Raw genomic sequence first — 25,888 nt, 5'->3', positions numbered from 1 at the left:
AATAATGAAGAAATGACCAATTGTTTTCTGGCAACAATGAAATTTAAAAAAGCAAGATAACAGCTGAAGCGCAATATTTGGGCTTTTTATGGATAACAATTTGAAAATAAAGAGAACAGAACGTTTTATTTTGGCTGAAAAAGGGCTTGGATCTTGTTGGCTTTGGATTAAACCCGTTTTAAGCAATACCAAATCAATATTGTAATTGACAGAAAATCAATTCGTTTTGACTATTAATGACTCCGTCTTTTAGGTGTGATAAATTAATATCTCAAGTATTTGATTTTCTTTCAGTTTCAATCCCATTTGGAAACCAATTGCATATTACGGGTTAAAAATTCCAAAAACAGCCAAACTACTGCGTTCCGTTTTTGTTTTTCCCAAGAAAGGAAATTTAAAAACAGGTCTAAAACCCCTGTTTTGGAAAATGATCAAAATTGGGTTAATATTATATAAATGATATCCGAATAACCCTTTCTGTCCTAAAAAGCCCTTACATAGGACCTTTCTTTTAAAAGGGACACATTTAAGGGTGGGTGAAGTAGATTGCAAAATAGACCAGCAGAAATGGAAAAACGAAAATTGACCTTGAAGGATATTGCCACATCCCTTGGCATTTCTATCTCTACAGTTTCTCGTGCCTTAAAAGAACATCCCGACATTGCACAGGAAACCATTGATAGAGTCAAGGAATATGCGCAAGAACACCATTATGTACCCAATTATTTGGCTGTTAATTTTCGCAAAAGCAGGACTTTCAATATTGGATTGATTGTTCCGGAACTGGTCCATCATTTCTTTGCCAACGTCATCAGTGGAGCAATAGCCGTAGCCAACAAGCATGGCTACAATGTGATGGTCAGTCAATCAAACGACAGGTTGGCAGATGAAGTCATGGTCTCCCGGGCAATGCTCAATAGCAGCGTGGATGGCCTATTGATTTCCATCTCCAACGAAACGATAGAAGGCCTACATATTCAGGAATTTATGGATGCCGGGAAGCCTGTCATTCAATTTGATAAAATCACCGATCTGTTGGATACACCTAAGGTCATTGTGGATGACTTTGACGGAGCATATCAAGCCGTCAAGCACTTGATCCATCGTGGGTACAAAAAGATCGCCCACGTCAAGGGACGGGATTTGGTGAAAAATGCTTCGGAAAGATGCCAAGGTTATGTCAAGGCCTTGGAAAATCATGGTATGGAAAGTTCTCCAGATTGGATCAAAGGATGTACCGATATCAGTGAGCAAGAAGGATTTGATTTTGCCAAGGAACTGATGGAAAGCAATAACCCACCCGATGCTTTTTTTTGTATCACGGACTTGGTTGCCTTGGGGGTGATCCGGTATTTGAAACAAGCGGGGTACCAAATTCCCAAAAACGTAGGTGTCATGGGATTTAGCAATTGGCATCTGGCAGAGGTCGTGTCACCATCCCTGAGTTCAGTCGATCAGCATGGATACGAAATGGGGAAGATGGCTACGGAAATCATATTGGAAATGATCCAAAAACATTCTTTGGACAATCACGAAACCTATGAACTGAAAACCAAATTGGTCATCAGGGAATCAACGGGTTCTGTTCAATCAAATTTAGTAACACAAGGATAATACTTAGTTAAAAATTACTTCATATTCTTTTGGGTTTTTTTTCGAAAATCCAATTCTTGGTGGTAATTTTATCAGTATGCAAATCTTTTCAGCTTTGATAATCATGACCGTGGCTTATGGATTGTTGATTTTGTCTGTATTTCCTGATAAGTATTTAAGGAAAATCAGCCATTTCAATCACCACGGGCGTGCTCCTGAACACCTTAAAATTTCGCTTTCAACCCCTCTCTTTTTGTCATTCCTCGGAGGTTATTCGCTTGCTTCCTTCATGTTGTATTTTTTTGTAGTATAGTAGGGCCCACTCACTCGTTTATTTTCGTGTTTCCTTCCTTTTTTGAAATTTTAGAAGTGTATTTTTCTTGTGCCCAAACCAATTTTATCTAAATTGTGATTGAACTTAAAGATCATTTTTTGTGAAAAAATCGGAAACACTGCTTATTGTTAAAGAAGAACCTTGGTTGGAAGCTTACGCTCAGGATATTGAAGACCGTTACTTGAGGTATCAAATAGCCTTAAAGGAAATCGAACTTCAATTTGGAAGCATTCTGGAATTTGCATCGGCCCATCAATATTATGGTTTTCACTACGACTCTTTTCGCAAAGGATGGATTTACAGAGAATGGGCACCAAAGGCCTACCAATTGTTTTTGATGGGTGATTTCAACTATTGGAACAGAGGCAGCCATCCCATGAAAAAAAACCACCATGGGGATTGGGAAATATTTTTGCCATTCGAGGAATATAAGCTTTCATTCGTTCATGAAAGTAAAGTAAAGGTATTGGTGATTGGAGAAAACGGCTCCCTGGACAGGATTCCTGCATATATCCGAAGAGTTGTCCAAGATACTGAAAACCATGATTTTTCGGGACAACTTTGGTTTCCTCCTCAGCCCTTCAAATGGACCGATTCGGGTTTTTCCCCGGTGGAAAATATCAAACAACCCTTGATTTACGAGTGCCATCCCGGAATGGCACAGGAAAAAGAAGGCGTTGGAACGTATCTGGAATTTGCCGATAATATTTTGCCTAGGATCAAAGAGGGTGGATACAATACCATCCAGATGATGGCGATCATGGAACATCCTTATTATGGATCTTTTGGGTACCATGTCAGTAATTTTTTCTGCCCGACTTCTAGATTTGGAACGCCAGAGGAACTTAAATATCTCCTCAACAAGGCACATGAAATGGGGATTTCGGTGATTATGGACATTGTCCATTCTCATGCGGTCAAGAATGTCAACGAAGGCCTTAATGAATTCGATGGTTCGGATCACCATTATTTTCATCCAGGAGGAAAAGGCTATCATGAAGGATGGGATTCAAAATTGTTTGACTACGGAAAATCCAAAGTCCAACAGTTCCTGCTTTCCAACATCAGGTATTGGATGGAAGAATTTCACTTTGACGGATTTCGATTTGACGGGGCCACCTCCATTCTGTATCTGCACCATGGCAATACCGATTTTGACAACCCCGAAAAATATTTCAGAGATGGGGTAGATTGGGACGCGGTTCTTTATATGCAATTGGCCAATACAGTCATCCATAAATTCAAACAGAATTGCCTTTCCATTGCGGAAGAGGTAAGTGGAATGCCGGGTTTGTGCCGGCCATTGGAAGAAGGGGGATTGGGCTTTGACTTCAGGTTGGCCATGGGGATCCCCGATTTTTGGATCAAAACCCTCAAACACAAAACGGATGAGGAGTGGGACCTTTTTGAAATGTGGCATGAATTGACCAACAGGCCCAAAAAGGAAAAATCCATCGCCTACGCGGAATCCCACGATCAAGCACTGGTCGGGGACAAATCCATCGCTTTTTGGCTCATGGACAAGGAAATGTATTTCCACATGGGCGTAGAAGATCCCAATCTGGTCATCGATAGGGGCATTGCCCTCCATAAATTGATTCGGCTTTTCACCATTAGTTTGGGTGGTGAGGGTTATCTGAACTTTATGGGGAATGAATTTGGGCACCCTGAATGGGTGGATTTCCCTAGGGAGGGGAATGATTGGAGTTATCAATATGCGAGAAGGCAATGGTCCTTGGTGGAAAATGCAAACCTGAAATATCAATTTTTGGGCAATTGGGACAAGGCCATGGTGAGCTTGATCAAGGACTTCAATGTACTTCCATCGGCCCCGGCCAATCAGCTCTATATGGATCCTAAAAACAAAATCATCGTCTTTGAAAGAGGGGGACTTATTTTTATTTTCAGTTTCAATATCAGTGAGTCCTTTTTTGGCTATGCTTTCAAAGTACCACATTCAGGCAATTATCGAATCGTCCTGAATTCGGATGACAAAAAATACGGCGGATTTGAAAGGATCAATGCCGCTTTGGATTATCCAACCGATGAGGAACTCACCCTTCGGATATATGTGCCGAACAGGACAGCTTTGGTGTTGAAAAAACTATAGGCTGTAAAATTGGGATTCCTTAAGGCGAAAAAATCGATATTGAGCCGAACTCCCATCTTCATTTTGGTTTTAGAAAAAAAAATGGGCCGAGAAGGCCCATTTTAATTACAATGACACGTTTCATCAACTAAACTAAAAGAGAAAAGCTTTACTCTCCTTGTGAGCAGTATCTTAGTCTCCCTGCCATTGCAATGTGTTTTTACTCCTTATTTACTCAACGACTTCAATTCGATTAGGTTTTTGCAACTTTTAATCTGACTTAGATCATGTTTTTTCGATTTTTGGATCTTTGCCCTACTGTTGATGAATTACAAAAAGTAAACCGTTTTTATAAATAATTGATGATCAAGGTAATAAATAGATTTCTTTAGGATGTAGCGTACATTTTTGGACACAAATGTCCAGGTTAGTCCGTTTTCGTGATCTTTATTCAGAGTCAAAAAATGCCTGAATCTTTTATGAGCGGTCAATTTGAAAGGATGTTGTCAGATGCGCTCAACTCCAAAAAGATGTAGTTTATCCTATAGAAATCAGTACTTCTATTGGTTTTGCCAATTATCGGGAGACAAATACAAGGATTGCGTTTTTTGGAAAATTCCCTTCGAATATTATTTTTTGGAAACAGTCCTTAAAAGGTTTTCCAAATAGCGAATGCTTTGGGGCACCTGTGTTTTGATGTTTGGACTTTCATCTTCGATGAAATAATACTTGATCGAGGAGTTTTTGGCAGCGTCAATTATCGCCGGTAAATCAAGTTGACCAGTACCCAAAGCCACATCATTTTCCACTGGAGTGCTGCCGGAATAATCTCCCTTTATTCCTTTCTTCAAATCCTTCACATGCATCATCTTGAACCTGTTCCCGTATTTTCTCAATAATTCCACTGGATCTGCTCCTGGATGAAACACCCATAAAACATCCATTTCAAAGCTCACATAGGAAGGATGTGTCTGCGCTACGATATAGTCGAAATAAGTCCCATTTTTGAAGGCTTGGAATTCATATCCATGATTGTGATAGCAAAATTCCAAATCATGTTTTTCCTTGAGGATTTTTCCGGCATGGTTGAAATCCGCAATGGCCTTATCCGCATGAATCTTGGTAAATGGCGCTGTATGCGGGATGTATGCCACCCTTACGAAGCTGGCCCCGAGATTTTTGGCATCGGCAGCCACTGCATCGGGATCTTTTACAAGGGCCTCATAACTGACCCCAAAGGAGGTGCAAATCATGTCTCTGTCATTAAGCATTTTCCGGATCGACTTGGAATCACTTCCAAAAAGGTTGGAAAATTCCATGTTTCGGATGCCCAAAGCCTGAATGGTATCCAAGGTCTTGGCAATGTCTTTTTCAAAACTGTGGCGATAGGTGTAGGAAACCATCCCAATTGCATCAGGCATTTGGGTTTTTGGTTTTTGTGCAAAGACGCCAATGGTGCCTGAGCAAATGAAGAGGAGAATAAACAGAGCGCTTTTGATCATGGTTGGGTTATGTAGTGTTATAATATAAATTTCAGGAGTTGTTTTCAAGGCATTTTTTAAAATCTGGTTGATTTTTTCAACAATCAGTCGCTTCTAGAAACCCGATTTATTCAGGTTTTTTTCGGTAGGAATGTTTTGGACTTTCGATTGAAAGCGATTCATTAAGGGGTGTTTAGGTAATTGTAATGCCGATTTTTTGAACCCATTGGAAAAGAAATAAATATTTCTTCGTTTTCCATTAATGCAAAATATAATTCGGTTTTTTATCTGAATTATATTTTTAAATTATACACTTGCTTGTCTTATCGAAAAAAACAATATAACTTCAATAACATAATTTATTAACAGGATAAGGATGTTTTTTTCTTTTTTGAATTTTTAAATCAGAATTTAAGAATGCAGCCAAGTCTTTTGATCCATATTTTTCTAAATGGTTTTTGCAATAAATCACTTTCGCAATTGGTTTCGCCAGAAAAAGTCAGCCCATGAGAATTGGAAAAGTTGGAATACCTGGCAGGTCCGGCATTGTATCCTTCGCATGCTTGGATTTGGAAGGAGTGCATCCGATTACTGGCTTTGGGTGGATTCAAGATAGGTATTGGGAAAGGGGATTTGCATGCGCTGTACAAGCAACAGGAAAATTGGATGACAAAATTGGGATTCACGGTGGAAATGAATTTAACCTTATAAAACGATAAAATAAAATGGAAGAAAGAAAATTAGATCTCGAAAAGCAAATAGAGCGGTTGGCTAATTCGATTGGTTGGATTGATTCGGAATGTGCCAAAATAGAAAAAGACAAAAATCCCGATGTAATGAAATACCCGGAACTGCTAAAAAAGAGAATGGATACAGAAGAGTTGTTGCGTAGGTACGAGAAGGAATTGGAATTCGAAAGGGCAAGGGAGGCTTCGGGGCCATTCAATCAGCAGGAGCAGGAAATTCAAAATGTGTACACAAAAGGCAATGATATTTATATCTCTGTGCGAGTAAGTTATATTCGGCTTAAAGACAATTGATTTTATTCCTGTTTAACCATTTAAATTCAGAACATTATGGATGTCATCGATCATTTGATATATACCGCTTGTACAGATAAGGTAAGGCCAGGCAGTCCAATAATAACCAGCGATTTTATCGGGGCGCCTTTCTCAAGTGGTATCGAGGTACTTCCCGGGGAACCTAGGCCTGAATTGCCTAAACTAAGCAATCAAAATGAAACTTATTCAAATCAATTCCGGCAGGATTTCGTCTCCTACGAAGATTCGGTGGTGCTTGAAAAGGCCATCCAAAAACATTGGTATGATATGATCCATGGGCCAATCAGTGCTTTTGAAATGTTCAAGCCTAAGGATGCACCACCTTATCATTTGATTTATGCCTACCTGATTGAAAACTCTCGCTTGTCACAGATCATGGAAAGGCTGATCTATCTTTACCGCCATGATGAGGAATTGGGAATCGCAAGTGCACAGGATCCTTCCCATAACCAAGCTTTTCTTTGGATACAGAACACAGAGAATTTGTTTTTCAAAACCCTTTCCAACACCAACTACCGAAACATAACGGGAAATCTTCGCCCGAATCCCGAGGGAAGCCGTAGAAATGTCTATTTCAGGATGTTTGGGATGGATCTGGCCTTTGGTGAACCGACTGAAGGTAGCAATATAGATTATAGTTATATCAAGGCCAAATCCGCAAATAAGGATTTTATCTTCCTTTTCGAGCAGTTTCTTTCCGAACTCTGGCAGGGGTATATCAATGCACAAAATACAAGTGTCGCCAATTCCACGGATTACCAAAGGATCATCGACATGGCCACTAAACTCAGGCAGATGCTGATGGCCAGAAGAGGAAGTACCGGCAATATCCAGCTGTCTACCTATCAATACATGAATCTGTCCAGGGAGGAATATGCATCTGTGGTGATGATGTCCTGGATGTTTTACATTATTTCATACGACAGTCCCTTGGTTTCTTTTTTGGGTTGTCAGGCGAATACTTCGTCCGAAAGACTGGCCAATATCGGTAAAAAAGTAGGGATAGGTTCACACAAAAAGACCCAATCGCTGTTTGATATGGCCGCTCCAATGGCCACGATTCTGAGAAATATAGAGTTTGGGACTTTCGAAATTTCCGCCCCGGATCTTTGGATAAGAAGGGTAATCGAAAGCTCAACGGCCAGTGGATCACTAGCAGCTGATCCTGCGCAAAAAGTCGCTTTGGTAGACATCTTGATGGTGGTCAACAATTGGGAGAAATCCACAGGCCATAGAATAAAAAATCCTGAGACAAATATCACGGGAAGTGTCAAAATCCTGCCCAATGGAACTAAAAAACAGATGGGAATGAATTAAATTCGAAATATGCATTAGATTTTCTAATAGGATTGAAACTACAAGAAAATCAGGGTTTTGAGAGAATAAGAATAATACCTATACAATGAAGTCAAAAATAACACACAAATCACTGATCATTAAGAAATTATACCCGTGTCATGAATTGGGAATTCATGACACGGGTTAAATAGCCTGGTATCTTGATTTGGAAAAAGGGTGTCAAAATCTCTCGGTTTTGATGCTCCTATCCATGATGTGGACAATACCTGCAAGAGCAGATAAATCCGAAATCCAGCTTTGTATCCACACGGGTTGGGAAACAAAGCTGGATTGTATGAATTGACATTCTTCCATTCTTGATTTGAGGAAGATCTTAATTTCAACGGATGATATTTGATTGGCTTTCTTCAATGAAGCACGGGATTATGAAACCGAATCTTTGTCCGTCAGATCGAATGTTGTTTTGTTTCTATAGCTTCATTGTTCGTACTGCGTACGCAACAAAAGCCTAGTTGTTAGTGGCTGTTGTTCTTTCTTTCAGCATAGCGTTTCTTCGTTTTCGTCTTCGTCATTTGCCAACTTCTCTTTGATACAAGAAGATAATTCTCCGTCTGATAAATCCCTGTCAAAAAGCCATCTCATTTGTGGGTCTGCATACAATTTATTTTTCTCAAATTGTTCAATCCATTTTTCAAATTTTTGAATGAGGTCGGGCTTTTCTAATTTCTTGTGTCCTTGGTTTTTCTTTATCAGTTCCTTTAATTCTGTTGGAAGAGGTCTTGCTTCAACGCCAAAATAATAAAAGTGGCCAGATAGTAACGAATTATATCCACCCAAATCTCTTTGTCTGTTACCTTCATTGTGAACCCCTTTTCTAATTGTTGGTTCGCTGTTTGCCGAGTAATCGTAAATGCAGTCCCCAACACGAAGTCTCCAATCTTTTGTATTCCCTTTGGGAATTTTTTTGGTTAAGTCGTTTTTACAAAACGCGTCATATTCACTCAATAATTTCTTATCTGTAATTTTCATCGCATACACTATGCTGTCTGAAAAGTCATAAGTTCTATTGTCTTTAAGTTTTGTGTTTTTTGAACCTGTCCCAATAACCCAATCACCTATTTGAGCATTTCTTCTTATTGCAGGTTTACAAATTGTCTATATGCATAGTCCCCAAAATGGATTTGGAGCCGCTCCATCGTCTATTCGTAATATGTATGAGTAAATTCTCGTCATTTTTTCTTTTTAAATGCACCTGCAAGAATGAGTGTCATAAAAGTAATTCCCACTCCAAATAAAATCCACCAAGTCATAATTTTCTGTTTTAAATGTTAATTGTTTATTTCTATGTCGTCAGTTACACTTGCCACTAACGGTTTGCGTGTATGTGCAGTAGCGGATTAGAAGCACTTTCCTGTCCGTTTAGCACAAAGTTTCTTAGAAGCACAGACTTTCGATTTACCCCTTCACCCGCTATTGCCACATACACGCTGTTAGGCAATCGTGCTTCTTCTTCTCTCGATAATTCAGTCTTACTTTTCATCATTTAATTTCTTTCGCGTGTGGGGCATTTTTTATTATTTCTCTTTTCTCAGGCAGGGACTTGGAAGCTCTTTTGCTGGTTTTGGACGAGCGAAGGCTTTGTGGGACCTGCAAATGTGCTTACAGGTATGCGTTGATTATTGGAACGCTTTAAATATCAACCAATAAGCAAATGCAGCTGCTGTATCTGACGCTAACTTTTTTGCATTATCTGGCCTTACATCTGTAGAGGATTCATTTTTCTTTTTACCAGGTTGCTTAATTATATCAGAAATACCTCTCACAACACCAATCATCATATTCCCAGAACTCCTTCCTTGCCTAAGGGCTGCTTTGGCAAATCCAAAGCCTTCCATTTCGACTGCTGAGGTATCATTATAATGTTCGGTGAGAATTTTTCCGACTTCCGATTCATAATCTTCAATAAGTTGTTCTCCAGATGCAATTATGCCTAAATTTGCTTTCACTTCTGTATTCCAACCATTCTTTATTAATGTCTTCCATTCATCTTTTCTTCTTTCTTTTTTTGCAATTTCTGCAAGTGCATAAGTTGAAGATGCCAAGTCTGGTCGAGCCATAAACCGGTCTTTTTCAGCTTTACCTGCTTCGTAAGAGTAAATTTCTTTCGGGAAAATAACATCTCCAATTGAAAAGTCACTGGGTTTACGTGATCCTGCGATTCCCACGAAAAAGATTGCATCAGGTTTGAAATTACTAATGGCTCTTTCTGTTTCTTGAGCAGCAATTGTGTTTTTAGCTCCGCATTCTCGTATGATGACCTTGGCAATATCTTTATCATACATTGTGAATATTCCGGCTTCATATGTTGTGTCATTTTGATCAACCTCAACTACTTCTTTTAAGAATTGTCTAACAGCATCATATTCTTCCTGTATAGCGGTTAATATGACGATAGTTGGAAGCGATTCAATATGGTTTTCTGCAGTGTTTTTAGGTTGTTCCATAGGATAATATTGTTGCATTGATTTTTGGAATGGGTTTAACCATGAGGATTCCCACCAATTTAATTTTACCAGAGATTTACAAACTTCATATGCCAAGGTGAATGATTTGTAGTAACGAGATTTATCATAAACTGCCCTTGCAGAAGCCGCGTAATTCCTTGATATAATAAGTGCTCCAAGTCGGTTAGATTGATTTTTAGTGATTTGTAATTGATAGTGGACTATATAATCACTAAGAAACTTATCGGAATGGGTTGTAAAGCTCTCAAATATCTTTAATACAGGCTCTATTTCACTTCTGTTTTTACTTAGAAATGACGTCATGAAGGGTTTTGAGGTGATATGATCAGCTAATATTTTTTCAATTGACAAACCATCAATTCCCTCATTCACTATCTTTTCTACTAATGATTCTGCTGTTGATTCAATGTACTTAGCTTGATAACTAGCAGGAATATAGACCCAGATTTTTTGACGGTTTTTATATTCTGAAATATTGGAGTAGATTGTTTCGGAAGTTCTTTCAAAAACTACGTCATCAATTTTCTTACCCTTTAACGCTAAATCAAATACACTGAAAACTAGAGCTTGTTCTTTGCCTTTAATCCCGTAACTAAAAGATTTTTCTTCATTTAGTAAGCCTGTCCAGATAGTCAGCCAACAGGAAACTTGAAGATCAATCGAACTAAAAATGGATTCATTTTTTATTGCTCTTTTTATTAATCCATGAATCAATTTGTCGTTACATAATTTTAAGGTTATTGCTAAGGCCTCATTATCTGAAAGTTTTTTGAGAATCAATTTCAACCCTATTGACTCGTCATAACTTAATGAATCCTCAAAAGACAATTGTTTTTCAACTGCTTCTATTGTTTTGTAGAGTTTTAACAATATTTCCGCATGCAACAAATACCATTTCCTTTTTTGTAGCTCAACTAAGACAGTCTTTCCAATTTCAGTTGGAACTTCTTTAGGCAAATGTTGAATTAGAAGTAATTCTGAACCTTTGCGAGAAGGGATTACTGAAAAGATGGATTTGGAGCAGTCCTTTGAAAAAAGTAATAGCTTCCAAATTGATTTTTGAATGATCTCTTCCGACTCAAATATGATTTTTTTAAATGAATCAACGATGGCTTTATGCCACCATGATTTGCTTGTTTCATTCACTGCAATTGAAGAAACTTCTGAAAGCATTTCAATATGCATAAACTTTGAATCTCTAATTGCCCTAACTAAAATGGCATTTACAAGGTTTTTACCTTTTTCTTCTCCATCAATATAGGCGTTCCAAGAGATGTTCCTTAGCCCTTTAACATTTGACTCTAAGCCACTATTGATTAGACCATTGTACTTCTCAATAAACTCTTCTTTAACGGAAGCACCTAGGCTCTTATTTGGTGAAAGTTTTGAAAGAATCCTTAAATCACGTCTTATAAGGTCTGGATCATCCAGGTTGTCCAAATCAACATAATCTTCAAACAATATATTGCCTTGTATATATGAATTTAGATCGTCAAGATTTGCACCAATTCTTTTAAGAAAATCATACAATGGGTTTTCTTTTTGTTTTCCAAGAAACAAGGCTTCTGTTGGGGATGAGATTTCAATTATGTCATTCTCTTCTCCACGGATCAGCTTATTGGTATTCCACTTTGGCAATAATTCACTTTGAATAAATACTAAGGTTAAATCATCCGAACCTTCTATGTCTGTTGGTGAAAAACTGGCTCTGTACTTAAGTTGTTCTCTAAAACCACTGATTGGAGAATTCCATAATTTTTGAAGAATTCCCTCAAAAGAGACTAAATCACCCGTAAACAGAATAGGTAAATCCCCTTTGATAAATGATGAAAGAGATTTTTGAATAAAAATTGGCTGTGTTAATTCATAGGAGTGGTCAGAATGCTTAACGTTAAGTTCAATAGGCTCCAAATTGGTTCTTTCAACTGGAACTTCTGAAATCAATAGTCTTAGGATGATTTGTAAGTCATTAATGTCTTCAAGTGTTGATATGTCCGCTATTAAAACATGTGTTACTACCATGCCAGAACGACTAGCTTGTGGGTCTGGAAAGGTTTTAGAGAATACGTAATAATTTTTAAAAGCAGAGCCTGATAAATATGGTTTGAGCAAAACTCCAGGAGGAAGTGGGCCTGGTCGATCTGTGAACTGTATTAAAAATGATGTCAATTCTGAATCATCAATAGTTTGATGAATTTTGGAGTGAGACTTATTGACTTCACCATAATATGCTTGATTGATGACAATTTTACTCATGCCCGATGAAATCCTTAATTGAAAGAGTTAAGTCTCGTTGAGAATCGCCCTTTTTATTTATGTAATACCCGAAATTGATAGGTTCTTTATCGATGAATTCATCATCAGGCTCATCGGTAAGAGATTTCTCTGTTGATGATAAGCCTATAACTGCAAGAGATTCATTTTGCCAGTTATTATTCAAGAAGTCAAATAACATAGGTAGCCTTTCTTGAAGTAAAGTTGAGGGAACTTGACCTTCAGGTATTTCTAGTTCATCCCAGCAGGATAAAACCACGGTTAAGTTAGGTTGACTAATTGGAGAGAATGTTGAAAGCCCTTTGATGTATGCTAACGTTTGAAGCAATTCTACATAGAAGGCCGCTTCTGATACCTTTACGGGAGGCGGCTGACTGTTCCTTTTTTGAATTTCTTCGGCACTTGGAATTCCCTTGTTTACAATATCCTCTAGTGGAGTTAGTTCATTTAGTCGAATGAACAATACCCATGATGTACTATTTTCAATGTAGTCCTTCCATAAATCATTGACCTTTCTATTATCTACAATTGAGGTGATTTGTTCACCTGCATAGTCTGGGAAGGCCAATTTGACTTCAGAGTTCTTTTCGTCCGTGATTATCAGTTCAATACTTCGATTAGCTCCTGCTTCGGTATGTGCAGCTCTTTGACCATTATAAATGTTTTTTAATCCGTCTTCAAAAATTGACAAATCAGAGGGTCGGTTTTTGGGATCGATTTTAAATTCGAACTGACGACTGTTTATACGTTCGTACAATTGAATACCAAAATGAGTTTTTCCTGTATTTGGACCTCCAATTATCAAAATATTATGTTTTTCCATATCATTCATTGATCGAGCGTTTTGAAAGAAACATATCCTCGGGTTTGGCTACTGAAATCTTCGGAAGAGAATTACAATTTTGGTTTAATACTTCAATAATCCAGTTAACTGATTCCAAAATTGCCTTATGAAATTTACCCTTAGCACCTTCTTGGACGCTAGTTTCAAATTGATTGAAGTGTTTAAATGGAGTAGCTTCTATATGTGTAATAATTTGTTGTTTAGTCTGATGGGGTAACTCTAAATCTGATTTAGACCATATTAGGCCAATTGGACGATCATTGATGCTTTCAATTAGCCGATCTGAAACTTGTTTGAGCTGTCGTTTAGCATTTCCTCTTTGGCTACCAGAAAGCATATCACTGTCTGCAAAAAGTAAAAAACCATCACAGTTTTCATATATCCATTGAGCACCAATAGCATTTTCGCTATTGATATTATTGCTCCAGTGATCAAACCATTCACCTGGTGCATCGGTGAGAATTAGGTCAATATTCTTACCTGCCTTATTTTTTAAAGTTAAATGGAGTAACCCTGGAACTCTCCCTGTGTTATTTGTGGTATGGTCTGGGAACTGAATTTCTGCATTGCTTTTCCAACTGAGATACCATGCAATATCTTCCCATCCGTTAAGAGTAAGTGAACCAGCAAAACTATACTCACCTATTTTAGCACCTTGTCTAATAAGACAATAAAGTGTAGCTAAAAACGTAGTTTTTCCAGCACTTGCCACTCCCGTAACTCCTATAAAAATTGGTTTTCTTGATGCTGTTAAGAAATTGAGGTCATAGAGCCCCATTGTATTTCCTGTCCAAGAGGTTCTATGTCCTTCATTTTCTAATTCTTGTTTGTCTTCCTTTTTGGGACTATCCTTTTTGCCATAGTATTTGCAATCTGAAAGATTTATGCATCCTTCGATATTGCATCCACTATCCTCGGGGTAACATTTAGGTTGTGAGCAATTTCCAGCCATATTACTTCGAGCTTAGTCTTTTGGTGAGTAAATCATGGAAAATAATGACAGATAAATCTTCAATAGAAACTTCATCATCTTGTTTAATTCCTGTTCTTTCAGTGAAGTCTTTGAGTTTAGCCTTATCATTTAAGAAAAGAATGATAAAATCAGTTATACTAATTCTTCCATCGGATTCATTTGTTTCGGTCAAAAGGTTGGTTAACTCAGATTTTGTTGAATCTTTTGATAAAGAGTTAAAGAAGTCTTTAAACTTTATTTTTTCACCTTTCTTTTCGTTCAGTATTAACAAGGTATCTCTTAATAGATAGTCTACACTTATTGGAGTTATTTCTGCAACCTGCTCGTTAAGATCACTTCCCATCAAAATAGGAAGAACAGGAATTGAAACTTCCCGGTAGCTTTTCTTTAATGATGGAGAATAAAGGGTTTCTTTCCACCAAAGCAATTTACTTCTTCGCTCAACAGCGACAATAGAAGCAAATGAGGACTTTAAGTTCTCATCTAAGGACTTTTTAAATGAAGTGAAAAACTTGTTTATAGGATCTTCTAAAGTCGCTGGGGAAAGAGATTTGTTTAATTCGGATAAAGCTGAATTAAAGGACTCGGCAATAGCTACACTGGATTTATTTGAAAAAGATTGTCCCCAACTTGATTGACCACCATGCTGTGGCCCATGCCCTTGAGGTGAATTGGCAAGAGCGGCAAATAGCTTTTCTTGAAGATCTTCTTTATCTAGTTCTACTTTGCCGAATTTTAAATCATTTATCTTTAGACTTCCAAGTTTCAGTTTTGGCTCTTCTTCAATAAGTGACCATTCTTTAACTGCATGGGTTTCTGAAATTTCTCCTAATTCAGTTAAGAGAGTAAAGACAATATCCTTTTCCTTGCCCAGTTTTGCGAAAGGAAAGAAATTAGAAGATGTTAAGTAGATAATTCTCGCAGCAACAGGATCTTCGCTTCCCAATTCCATCAATGCATTTAGAATAACACCTCTGTGAATATTTCTAGGCATATCAGGATATTTACCTCTAAGTGCCGTCCAATATTTGGTCACAATCTTTTCAACATCATTTAGAATTGGTTCTTTATCAGAGATATTGGGATCTAGTGCAACCAAAGAATACTTGGGCAAAAGGGAATAATCCTTTTTTAGAATTTTCACCAAGGCGGTTACTGATTGCTGTAACCATTTTAGTCTTTCTTCTTTATCACCAATATCGAAAAGGCCTGATTTAAGAGTTAACTGCAAGAAATTATCGTCCATAATTATATTCTTTTAATGTTGTTATCCTGTTTAATTTGTGGGCAAAAATTTGGCTCTTTTGTAAAGCTTTGGTTGTGCGTTGGCATGTCTGGCTTTGCAAATGTGCCAAATGCGGGTTGGCAGAGAAATTTTAAAAAGTGCGAAGCGAGGGAAATATTCACTTTACTCTTCCTTGTCGAAAGAGAAAAAATCTCCAGTCCTTTGAATTGGTCTATCATGTTGTCATTAAATTTCTTTATTTCTATCTCAGCTTATTTACGATACTGTCGTCTTTTAGCATGTTGCCTAACGTTTTGCAGCTACCCGAAGGTGGCGATTTCGAAGCACTTCACTGTCAACCAAGCACAAACTTTGATAGAAGCACAAAGCTTGATTTAACCACTGAACCGCCACTTTTGGGTAGGTGCTGTTGGTGGCTGGCATTCTTGTTTTAAGTGTCATTTTTGTTCATCTTTTTTAGGTAACTCCATTCCTGCATTAATCAATATCAGTCTTTTTGAGTCGTCCCATTTCTTACTTCTGTATCTTGCTTGTGATACTCTTTCTTGATACTTTTTTCTTTCGTCTTTACTAAGTTTTTCTAATTCTTTAGGGTCTTGATTTTTAATAAATTCTTCTGCTAAATTTTCTATGGCTTCTCTTTCTTTTTGCTTTTGCCATTCCCATTCAACTCCATTTTTTGAGAGAACTTCCCCTAATAATTCAGTCCTAAGTGGATTCAGAAATTTTTTGACTTTACCACGACTACCTGTCAATTTTAAAGTTATTTGTTCATTAAGCCACTTCCCAATTTTGGTGTGTTGATGCGGGATTGATTTATAGTTGTTTTTGTCTTTGTAGTAACTTTCTAATTCAAGTAATTTTTCATACCAACCTTCATCATCAGGCTCACTACCAAGGTTTGGAACTTCCCAAAGAAAGTTTACGGAATTCATTCTTTCTTCTTCGTAATCAGTCCATATAGGAGTTTGATTTCCTTTTCGTCTTTGTTTCTGTTGGGCACACCAAGAACCTATTGAATAATGTGGGTGACTTTTTTCTTTGAACTGTGGCACGTGAGTTATCTCACTATCAGGATTGAATTCTTGTTTATAAGCAAGCATTTCTTTGAAACGCTTTTCCCAAATCATCATACTGGTTTTTTCCCAACCATCACCAACAGGAAAGTCAACATCAATTAAACGTAAAAGAAGGTCGTCAGGCATTGCTTCGTTCCTAATAAGTTCTTTCATTCTAAAATACCACCGAAGTAATTCTTTGTCATCTGTTGTCTTAGTTACAACTCCCGATGTGCGAACATCTCTTTTATAAACAATATACCTATCTAAAAAGTAGTCAAAATTATCATAGTCGTTTTGTGTTGCTTTTACATTTTTATCATAACCTGGAGTGTCTTTTGGGTCAAAGCCATCTGTTAAATCAACTTCAGGGAGTTTGACTTTTTTTGTTTTCTTGTTACCATTTTCACCGTCAGTCGGTTGTGATTCTTCTTTTTTATTTGAGAAAAATTGCTTGTAGAGTAAATCGGCTTCTTCATATTCATCAATTAACTCTCTTGTAAGTTTTCGAGTATGTATATTGCTGAGTTCAATCAAGTCATTGTAGTATTCTTTAATTTCCCTTAGAAGTTTAATTCCTTGTTTATCTGTTTTCGTATTGAAGTCGAGCTGAATTGACGCTTCAATATTCGCAATGAAACCTGAACTTGTAAGGTTTGATGAACCAATTATTACTCTCGAAAATTTTTCACCTTCAAATAAAAATAGTTTCGGATGATAGGTTATATAATCTTCATCACGGTGATAAACGTACGTTTCAATTTCATTGTGTAGTAATTTTTCTAGAGCTTCTTTTGATGTTCCTTTATTGTCTACACCCACGTAAAATCTGAGATTTTTAAATTTGTCACGAGAGGATTTGATTGAAGGTAGGATTTTGTCAACTCCTGTTAATGCAACAAAAGCAACAAATCCATAGAAATTGTCAAAATACTTGTTCTCAAACGAATTCACTAATTGTTTTCCAACATTGAATTGGCTGCTCTCAAGTCCGTGTCCTAAAAATGTTACTTGCATTATCTGTCGTGTATGTTCTTTATGCTTGCCACCAACGTTTTGCCGCTTTGCGAAGGCGGGGATTTTTAGCACTAAACTTCATTAGATGCACAAAGCTTGAATTTAGCACTTCACTGTCATAGAAGCACGAAACCCCCGCTTTTGCAAAACGGCTGTTGGCAGCTGCCATTCTATCTTGTAACCGTAATTCCAACATACTTACTCCAAAATTCAGGGGATTTTAAACTATAGTCAAAAAGGTCGTTGTCGTTATCTTCTCTACATTCTGATTCAAACTTTTCTAGGTCAAATTCAATTTCATCCATCAATTCAATAGCTTTCTTGTTTCGTCTGTTTGAAGTGTCAAGTTTGTAATATTTTTCTCCTGTCACTCTAAGTAAGTTAGATTCAATTGAAGTATCAAAAGTGTCGCCTGTATATGAGTTGTATTCCCAATATTCATCTTGCATATGAAGAAACAAAAATCTCCCATATTCATATTGTGGTGATGGGCAATCATATATCATCTTTTTGAGTGCAGATATTTTGGATTTTATTCTATCCCAATTTTGTTCGCATTCATTGTCATCATCTTCGTTTTGAATAATCAAATCTTCAGGAACTTTTTCTCCTGCTTCCTTTAGTTTTTGAGCAAGCTCTCCATTTATTGATTCAGCTTCTTTGAATTGTAAAGTGATGTTTTCTAAATCTGATTGTTGCTTGTTTATTTTTTCTTTAAGTGTTGTTAAATCAGTAATTGGAATCTCGGTTGTTTCTTTTATTTCAATAGTGCTTTCTCCAAATTGATATATTCTTGTAGTTCCAATTCCTTTAAGTTCTGCTTCACCTACCAAAGACCAAAGACGAGTATTATCAGAGTTTTTAACCAATTCAAATGATGTTAATGCGGTTCCTGGACGACAATATTTGGAAATTCTTGCACATCTATCTATTGGTGTTCCTTGTGGGTCAGGTTCGTTATGTCCATCATATTCCAAGAAATAAACCTGACCAAAGTCAAGAGCAATTTTTATAGTTGTAGGTTCACCTGTTATTTCTGATAAATCCCTTTGTAAATCTTTGATACGATTAAGTAGATTAATAGCATCATTAATTTTACTCGCTCTTGGAAATACAGCCATTAATTCGTCACCGATGTATTTTACTACTCTTCCACCACATTCTGAAATGTATTCTCTGACGATTTCTGAAAATTGCCTTACTCTTAGTATCCATTTTTCAGGTGTCTCTACGTTCGCAGTCTTAAACTTAGTCGAGTCAACCATATCTATAAACATTACTACCGTCTCCTGAAAACCGGCTCTAATATTTTTTATAGTCTCAGTTTCTTGTGCGATAATTTCTTCCTTTCTCTGTCTGATTGCTTCCAAAGTGTCAAGTTGCTTGTCAACAGATTCTGGTTTCTTATTTTCAAAAAGTTTTTTAGCCATATTTAGTATCGTGTTTGTCTCGTTATGGTTGCTGCCAACTTGTTTATTCCTTCGGTTTTTCCATATAAACTTTCCACTATTGGATCGATAGATACGGTTTTGTTGGTTTTATTTTTAAAGATCGTCAAAAGGGCTTTTAATCTTTTGAAGACTTTTTTGGCTTACGTGAGTATATATTTCAGTTGTTTTACTGGAGTTGTGACCTAATAGTTCTTGGATAAACCGCAAATCTGTGCCTGATTCGAGCAAATGGGTCGCATACGAATGTCTTAACCAATGCAAAGTAACTGGCTTCTTAATTCCGGATTTTTTAACCGCAGATTTTAACACTTCTTGAAGACTTGTTGGACTGTAGGTCTGTCCCGAGGTAGCTCCTTCAAACAAATACTCTTTTGGCTTTCCGTAATGATAGTATTCCCTAAGCATCCCGATCACTTTGTCACTGATCGGTACCATACGGTCTTTGCCGCCTTTTCCCTGGTTGATGCGTACCATTCCTCTTTGCGAATCGATGTCAGTGAGTTTGAGATTCAGGAGTTCTCCTCGTCTAAGTCCGCATGCGTAGATCAGGCTCAGCATTGCCCGGTGCTTCATATTTTGGTGGGCTTGCAGGATGGTTTTCACTTCTCCTTTACTGAGCACATGGGGTAGGAGTCGGGGCTGTTTTGGTCGCTCAATCTCCATCGGCTCCAATTTTCTTTTTAGTCTGTTAGAAAAATAAAGCTTCACTGCATTGATCACCAGAGATTGGAAGGAGGCGGAGTATTTTTTTCTAATGATATAATTTTTATGAAAGGATTCCAAGTCCTCATTGGTAATCTGTTCAGGATTTTTATTTCCGACAAACCGGAAGAAGAGACCTAGCCCGCCTGTGTAGTTTTTGATGGTGGATTCCGAATATCGCCTGTTCCGCATCCAATCGGTAAAGTGTTGGATTTCCAGAGCCAACGCTGGAGCCAATGTCGGTAAAGCTTCCGGTGTGGCCTCGATTTCCACCTTTTTGAATCCGGAATAGTCCAACCAAGCCTTGCCTTTGAAAATAACCAGCAAATCGGGAAGGACAGCGTCCGAATAGGGGATTGTCCAAGCTTTCAGAGACGGTTTCCAGTCAGCACCTGCAAGGGTCTTTACCAATTCTTTCAATTCAAAATCAAAAGGGAACTCCAGTAGCACCAATTGCTTTTTTTGAAACGCAGCATTTTTGATAAAAATAGTTTTCATTGGCCCTCCAAAAAATTTATCTCAAAGTAAGTAAAAAAAGCTTAATTCTATGATTGGACTTTCTTTTATCCTTGATTTTTGGAGAGTTTTAATTCCAAACCCATATACTATTTTTTGTCCAACACAAAAAGCAATCCTTCTTCCACACCCCTGATTTCGGCCAATCCCTTTAACCTTCCGATAGCCGAATAGCCTGGGTTGGTGGTCTTCTTCAGATCATCCAGCATTTGGTGACCGTGATCGGGACGCATGGGAAGGGATTTTTGCCTTTTTTGCTGGATTTTGAGGATTTCCTGGATGACCTCCACCATCGGCACATCGCCTTCTAAGTGGTTGTCTTCGTGAAAATTTCCCTCGGCATCTCTTTTGGTACTTCGCAAATGGATAAAATGAATATGGTCGCCAAATTCATCCACCATCGCCGGCAGGTCATTGTCAGCCCTGACACCAAAAGAACCCGTGCAAAAGGTCAAGCCATTGTAGGGACTTGGATTGTCCTTCAGCAATCTTCTTACATCATTGGCGGTACTGAGCACCCTGGGCAAACCGAAAATATCAAATGGTGGATCATCTGGGTGTATCGCCATAAACACCCGGTTTTTTTCTGCGACTGGGATGATTTCATCCAAAAACAGGCGTAAGTTGTCGGCCAATTTTGCCCTATCAATCCCCTGATAGGTATTGAGTGCTTCTTGGAATTGCTCCACCGTATAGCCTTCCTCAGATCCCGGAAGTCCCTTGATCACGTTGGTGACGATCAGGTCTTTTTCGTCCTCTGACAAGCCTTCAAAATAGACTTTTGCTTTGGCGAATTCAGCAGGCGTATAATCTTTTTCTGCATTTGGCCTTTTGAGGATGAAAAGATCAAATGCCATAATCGCATTCTTTTCAAATCGAAGGGCTTTTGCACCATTCGGCAGGGTATAAGACAAATTGGTCCTGGTCCAGTCCAGAATCGGCATGAAATTATAACAAACCGTATGGATTCCCGCCGAAGCGAGGTTTTCCAAGGTGGTTTTATAGGCATTGATATAGGTTTGGAATTTTCCTGATCGGGTTTTGATCTGCTCGTGTACGGGCACAGATTCCACCACTGACCATACCAAGCCAGCCGCTTCAATCAGGGATTTCCTTTTTTGGATTTCCTCCTTTGTCCAGATTTCACCATTGGGAATGTGGTGGAGGGCATTGACGATCCCTGTGGCACCGGCTTGCCTGATATCCGCCAAGCTGACGGGATCATTGGGCCCATACCAGCGCATGGTTTGTTCCATTTTGTATGTCATGGGTTCATTGTTTTTTGATTGAAAATAGGAAAGAAGAAGGGCGAAATAGTCTCGAGATCATGCAGAAATAAGGTAGAATTGAATTTATTCTCTGGGTCCTCAAATCCGCTTTTTCTGTGACTCAAATTCAATTTTTGCCTAAGGCCTAGATCTCAAGTGTTTTTACTGTTTTACTTTATTCATCTAAACGCCGCTATACGCACTGAATCCACCGTCGATCGGGATGATGGTCCCAGTGACAAACAGAGAAGCATCGCTGCAAAGCCACTGGAGCACGCCGAGTAGATCCTCAGGATTTCCAAATCGGCCCATTGGGGTATGACTGATAATCTGGTTTCCCCGCTGTGTAAGACTTCCGTCTGTTTCAGTGAGGAGCGTTCGATTTTGTTCCGTCAGGAAAAAACCCGGCGCTATGGCATTGACCCTGAATCCTGCGCCATGTTTTTGGTTGAGTTCCACAGCCATCCACTTGGTCAGGTTGTCGATCGCTGCTTTGGCGGAGGCATAACCCAACACCCGTGTCATGGGGCGGGAAGCAGCCATGGAGGAGATGTTGATGATATTTCCTTTGTCATTGGGCAGCATCAGGGGAAGGAATGCTTTAATGGGGAGAAAAGTCCCAAGATAATTGAGGTCCATGACTTTTTTGACATCCTCTGCGGACAAGTCTGCCACGGTCTGATCAGGTCTGACGACTGCTCCGGGCATGTTTCCTCCGGCCACATTGATGAGAACATCAACGGTCCCGTGGGTGTCTTTGATTTTTTGTGCTGCATGTTGGAGATCGGATTCTTGGGTGACATCAGCGATAATGCCCAAGGCTTTTCCCCCAGAAGCTGTCAATTCACCGACAAATTCATTTACTTTTTCGGCGTTTCGGCCGAGTACGATGACATCTGCGCCTTCGGCTGCAAGATGCTGCGCCATTGCCTTTCCCAAGACACCAGTGGCTCCGGTTACGATGATTTTTTTGTTTTCAATTGAAAATAGAGGCATGAAAATATGTTTTTATCCTTTTGGAAAGTTAAAGTATGATTTTGCATTGTGGTAGCTAATATCTGAAATGATTTTGCCCAGCCATTTTTCGTCCGCCGGCAATTCTCCGTTCTCGACATCTTTTCCGAAAAGATTGCAAAGGATCCTGCGGAAATATTCGTGTCTTGGGAAAGACAAAAAGCTCCTGGAATCCGTCAGCATTCCCACAAAGCAACTGATCATTCCCATATTTGAAAGGGTATTCATTTGTCTTTCCATTCCGTCCTTTTGGTCAAGGTACCACCAACCCGATCCGAACTGTATTTTTCCTTTGAAAGCACTGCTGCTGAAATTCCCAGCCATGGTTGCAAAGATCTCGTTGTCCTTGGGATTGAGGTTGTACAGGACGGTTTTGGCCAACTGATCTGTTTTGTCCAATTCATTCAGGAATTTGGCAAGGGGATAGGCTTGGTTAAAATCCCCGATGGAATCAAAACCCGAGTCGGGGCCCAGCAGCTGCAACATTCGGGAATTGGTATTTCTTAAGGCGCCCAAATGGTATTGCTGTGTCCAACCTTTTCCATGGTACATTTTTGCCAATTCCAACAGGGTTTTGAATTTGAAAAACTGGATTTCAATGTCTGAAAGGGGCAGTCCATCTTTGGCTTTTTTAAATAAATCCTCGATGCCAAAGGTGTTTTTCTCAAAATAATATAGTCTTTCCAATCCATGATCGGCTAGTCTTCCCCCATGGAGATGGAAATAATCCACCCGCTGCTGTAGCGCTTCCAGTAAGTCTTGATAGGTATTGATTTTGACTTTTGATGCGGAAGCCAGTTTGTCGAGGTAAAGGACATATTGATCCGGATTCTCGACCGCAAAAGACTTATCGGGTCTAAAGGCCGGGAACATCCCAAGGGCATTTCCTGATTTTTTGAAATCCTGATGCGCCTGCAGGTCATCCGCCGGATCGTCTGTGGTGCAGACAATCTCCACATTCATTTTCTTCAGCAACATCTGGCTGCTGCTTTCCGGGCTGGCGATGATTTTGGAAGTGTAGTCATAAATTTCCTTGGCATTGTCAGGGTTCAGGGATTCGGTAATGCCGAAATACCGCTTTAACTCCAGGTGGGTCCAATGGTAAAGCGGATTTCTTAAAGTATAGGGTAGGGTATAGGCCCACTTTTCGAATTTTTCTTCATCAGAGGCATTTCCGGTGATGAAATGCTCGGGAATGCCCAAGGTTCTCATGGCCCTCCATTTGTAATGATCTCCCGCCAACCAAATTTGAGAAATGTTGTCAAATACTCGGTTTTGGTGTATGTCTATGGGCGATAAGTGGTTGTGGTAGTCTATGATCGGTTGGTCTTTGGCGTATTCGTGGTACAGGATTTTGGAAAATTCACTTTCCAACAAGAAATCTTCATCCATGAAGCCCTTTTGGGTGCGGCTATTTGAAATCCTCATAGGTTATAAAGGTTTGTTAAGGTATAATTTTAACGAATTTACGCTGCTTTTCCCGCCAAAGGGCTGTAATTTATCATGCAATCGATTCCGTAAACTAGTACTTCTCTTGTTTATGATTCTTTCAGATTTCAGGGGACACCTAGGTCCTTGACTTTAAAATCGTCAGGTATTCGGGTATGCTCAATCATATGAATAAAAGGTTTCCACCGATTGTTTTTGACATCGTTTACAACCTTGTGCAGCGATAGATTTGATTTTTAGCTTTAATTTCACAAGATTTAAAGAAGATATTCCAGAAAAGGATGTCCACTATCAGTGATTTTGGGCAAAGAAAAACACAGAATGAACGAAATCAACATCAAATATTTAGCTGAAAGATTAAAAATGTCACCCTCGACCGTTTCGAGGGCGCTCAATGACAGTTATGAAATCAGCGAACCCACCAAAATCAAGGTGAAAGCCCTTGCGAAAGAACTCAATTACCAGCCCAATCCCTACGCGAGAAGTCTGAGGAATCACAAAAGCAAAACCATTGCAGTGATCATTCCAGAAAGGATCAACAACTTCTTCAGCCAGGTAATCGACGGAATCGAGGACATCACACAAGAATTGGGATATCATCTTTTGGTGTACAATTCGCATGAGGATGTTGAAAAAGAGCGAAAGATCATTTCTTTTTTATTGAATGGGAGGGTAGATGCCATCGTGATGTCGGTATCCAGCCAGACCTCCACGATCGACCATTTGGAGATGTTGCATCAAAAAGACATTCCACTGATATTTTTTGACCGAATATGCCAAGAAATCCCAACGACAAAATTCATTACCAATGATTATGAAACCGGCTATCAGGCAGCCGTTCACTTGATCGAAGGGGGATGCAAAAAAATATTTTTCTTATTGTTGTCCAAAGAAATCTCGATAGGTAGAGAGCGCCTGAAAGGATACCGTCAAGCTTTGATGGACCATAATTTGCCTTTTGCCGAAGATTGGGTCATCCAGTGTTCACAATCCGAGGAAGCAAATATCCAGCAGATGACGGCGCTCTTGTACAGTATGGAGCGGCCGGACGGAATTTTGGCCTCCGTCGAAAAGCTGGCCATTGCCACGTATCATGCCATCCGAAAAACAAAGTTAAGAATCCCACAGGACCTCAAAATGGTCAGCTTTTCCAATATGCGGATTGCCGAATTGTTGAATCCTCCCTTGACCACCATCTCTCAGCCTGCTTACGAAATCGGTCTGGAATGTGCAAAATTGCTGATGAAAAAACTGACTCGGAAAAATCAACCCGATTTGGAAAACAAAGTAATTGTACTGCCCTCCAAAATCCATATCAGGGAATCCTCCAAAGGATAAAAAAAAAGGCCAATCTTTCGAGAGGCCACTGAAAAAGTAGCTAAAACTGAAGGTAAAATTTTGAAAGCGACTAAGTCATTGACAAGAGTGACTTAGCCGCTTTCTTTTTTTTCGCCACTAGCTTTTAAAATTTCTCTATTGAAGCCTATACCGAACTAATTTTGATGATTTTCAACGATTTTCTACCAGTTTTTGATTATACCCGGGCCAGTTTCAAGATCCTTTTAACATTTACGGTGAATAAAGCTATGGCAGCTTGCATTTCCATGTTATTTATCCCGTAAGATATTGCCCTTCCAAATCCATGTGCGTTTTTTAACTCTCCGTTTTTCGCTTCTATTTTATACCGTTCCTTT

General features: G+C 38.8%; 17 protein-coding genes and 2 pseudogenes. 6 read left to right on the top strand and 13 right to left on the bottom strand.

The window, feature by feature from the left end; genetic code table 11:
• Nucleotides 1–567: 567 nt before the first annotated feature.
• Nucleotides 568–1,614: a LacI family DNA-binding transcriptional regulator gene (locus F824_RS0122500; protein WP_031327275.1), complete on the top strand. Its 1,047-nt coding sequence runs from the start codon at nt 568–570 to the stop codon at nt 1,612–1,614.
• A 413-nt stretch (nt 1,615–2,027) separates the two neighbouring features.
• On the top strand, nt 2,028–4,037 hold the full coding sequence (locus F824_RS0122490) for an alpha-amylase family glycosyl hydrolase (RefSeq protein ID WP_019600199.1): 2,010 nt from the start codon (nt 2,028–2,030) through the stop codon (nt 4,035–4,037).
• A gap of 608 nt (nt 4,038–4,645) precedes the next feature.
• Here the strand turns inward: F824_RS0122490 and F824_RS0122485 are convergent.
• The gene (locus tag F824_RS0122485; protein ID WP_019600198.1) at nt 4,646–5,518 is read right to left on the bottom strand and encodes a sugar phosphate isomerase/epimerase family protein; all 873 of its coding nucleotides are present in this window, start codon (nt 5,516–5,518) and stop codon (nt 4,646–4,648) included.
• A gap of 492 nt (nt 5,519–6,010) precedes the next feature.
• On the opposite strand from F824_RS0122485, the gene F824_RS0122480 reads away from it, so the two are divergent.
• From F824_RS0122480 to F824_RS0122470, 3 genes are read left to right on the top strand one after another with little or no spacing between them, the layout of a single operon-like run.
• On the top strand, nt 6,011–6,208 hold the full coding sequence (locus F824_RS0122480) for a hypothetical protein (RefSeq protein WP_019600197.1): 198 nt from the start codon (nt 6,011–6,013) through the stop codon (nt 6,206–6,208).
• A gap of 14 nt (nt 6,209–6,222) precedes the next feature.
• The gene (locus F824_RS0122475) at nt 6,223–6,537 is read left to right on the top strand and encodes a hypothetical protein (protein WP_019600196.1); all 315 of its coding nucleotides are present in this window, start codon (nt 6,223–6,225) and stop codon (nt 6,535–6,537) included.
• 36 nt (nt 6,538–6,573) lie between these two features.
• On the top strand, nt 6,574–7,875 hold the full coding sequence (locus F824_RS0122470) for a hypothetical protein (RefSeq protein ID WP_019600195.1): 1,302 nt from the start codon (nt 6,574–6,576) through the stop codon (nt 7,873–7,875).
• Nucleotides 7,876–8,394: 519 nt separating this feature from the next.
• Here the strand turns inward: F824_RS0122470 and F824_RS26740 are convergent.
• The 11 genes and pseudogenes from F824_RS26740 to uxaC form a co-directional block, all read right to left on the bottom strand.
• Nucleotides 8,395–9,090 (bottom strand): annotated as a pseudogene (locus F824_RS26740) (Nmad2 family putative nucleotide modification protein).
• 443 nt (nt 9,091–9,533) lie between these two features.
• Entirely contained in the window at nt 9,534–12,638 is a 3,105-nt protein-coding gene (locus tag F824_RS27025) for a GAP1-N1 domain-containing protein (RefSeq protein WP_019600192.1), read from the bottom strand.
• Nucleotides 12,631–13,488: a TRAFAC clade GTPase domain-containing protein gene (locus tag F824_RS0122445; protein WP_019600191.1), complete on the bottom strand. Its 858-nt coding sequence runs from the start codon at nt 13,486–13,488 to the stop codon at nt 12,631–12,633. Before F824_RS0122445 ends, F824_RS27025 begins: the two co-directional genes overlap by 8 nt.
• Nucleotides 13,481–14,452 (bottom strand): TRAFAC clade GTPase domain-containing protein, encoded by a 972-nt coding sequence (locus F824_RS27020; RefSeq protein WP_019600190.1) that lies wholly within the window; start codon nt 14,450–14,452, stop codon nt 13,481–13,483. Before F824_RS27020 ends, F824_RS0122445 begins: the two co-directional genes overlap by 8 nt.
• Before the next feature lies 1 nt (nt 14,453).
• Entirely contained in the window at nt 14,454–15,719 is a 1,266-nt protein-coding gene (locus tag F824_RS0122435) for a GTPase-associated system all-helical protein GASH (RefSeq protein WP_019600189.1), read from the bottom strand.
• 437 nt (nt 15,720–16,156) lie between these two features.
• Complete coding sequence (locus F824_RS0122425; protein ID WP_081625039.1) at nt 16,157–17,794, bottom strand: phospholipase D-like domain-containing protein; 1,638 nt, start codon at nt 17,792–17,794, stop codon at nt 16,157–16,159.
• A 170-nt stretch (nt 17,795–17,964) separates the two neighbouring features.
• Nucleotides 17,965–19,224 carry an adenylate/guanylate cyclase domain-containing protein gene (locus F824_RS0122420; RefSeq protein ID WP_019600186.1) on the bottom strand — a complete coding sequence of 420 codons (1,260 nt, stop codon included), beginning with the start codon at nt 19,222–19,224 and terminating at the stop codon, nt 17,965–17,967.
• A gap of 114 nt (nt 19,225–19,338) precedes the next feature.
• Nucleotides 19,339–20,445 (bottom strand): site-specific tyrosine recombinase/integron integrase, encoded by a 1,107-nt coding sequence (gene xerA / locus F824_RS0122415; protein ID WP_019600185.1) that lies wholly within the window; start codon nt 20,443–20,445, stop codon nt 19,339–19,341.
• A 107-nt stretch (nt 20,446–20,552) separates the two neighbouring features.
• Nucleotides 20,553–21,731: a mannonate dehydratase gene (gene uxuA / locus F824_RS0122410; protein ID WP_019600184.1), complete on the bottom strand. Its 1,179-nt coding sequence runs from the start codon at nt 21,729–21,731 to the stop codon at nt 20,553–20,555.
• Nucleotides 21,732–21,914: 183 nt separating this feature from the next.
• Nucleotides 21,915–22,727, bottom strand: a complete 813-nt coding sequence (locus F824_RS0122405; protein ID WP_019600183.1) for an SDR family oxidoreductase — start codon at nt 22,725–22,727, stop codon at nt 21,915–21,917.
• Between the two features lie 12 nt (nt 22,728–22,739).
• Complete coding sequence (gene uxaC / locus F824_RS0122400; RefSeq protein ID WP_019600182.1) at nt 22,740–24,173, bottom strand: glucuronate isomerase; 1,434 nt, start codon at nt 24,171–24,173, stop codon at nt 22,740–22,742.
• A 342-nt stretch (nt 24,174–24,515) separates the two neighbouring features.
• On the opposite strand from uxaC, the gene F824_RS0122395 reads away from it, so the two are divergent.
• The gene (locus F824_RS0122395) at nt 24,516–25,532 is read left to right on the top strand and encodes a LacI family DNA-binding transcriptional regulator (protein WP_026333866.1); all 1,017 of its coding nucleotides are present in this window, start codon (nt 24,516–24,518) and stop codon (nt 25,530–25,532) included.
• A 196-nt stretch (nt 25,533–25,728) separates the two neighbouring features.
• Here the strand turns inward: F824_RS0122395 and F824_RS27355 are convergent.
• Nucleotides 25,729–25,888, bottom strand: a pseudogene (locus tag F824_RS27355) (IS5/IS1182 family transposase); the annotation flags it as partial.

This window comes from Rhodonellum psychrophilum GCM71 = DSM 17998 (assembly GCF_000381545.1).
GTDB lineage: Bacteria > Bacteroidota > Bacteroidia > Cytophagales > Cyclobacteriaceae > Rhodonellum > Rhodonellum psychrophilum.
The sequence above is the reverse complement of the archived record's forward strand: the minus strand, read 5'-3'. Positions and strand labels throughout refer to the sequence as shown.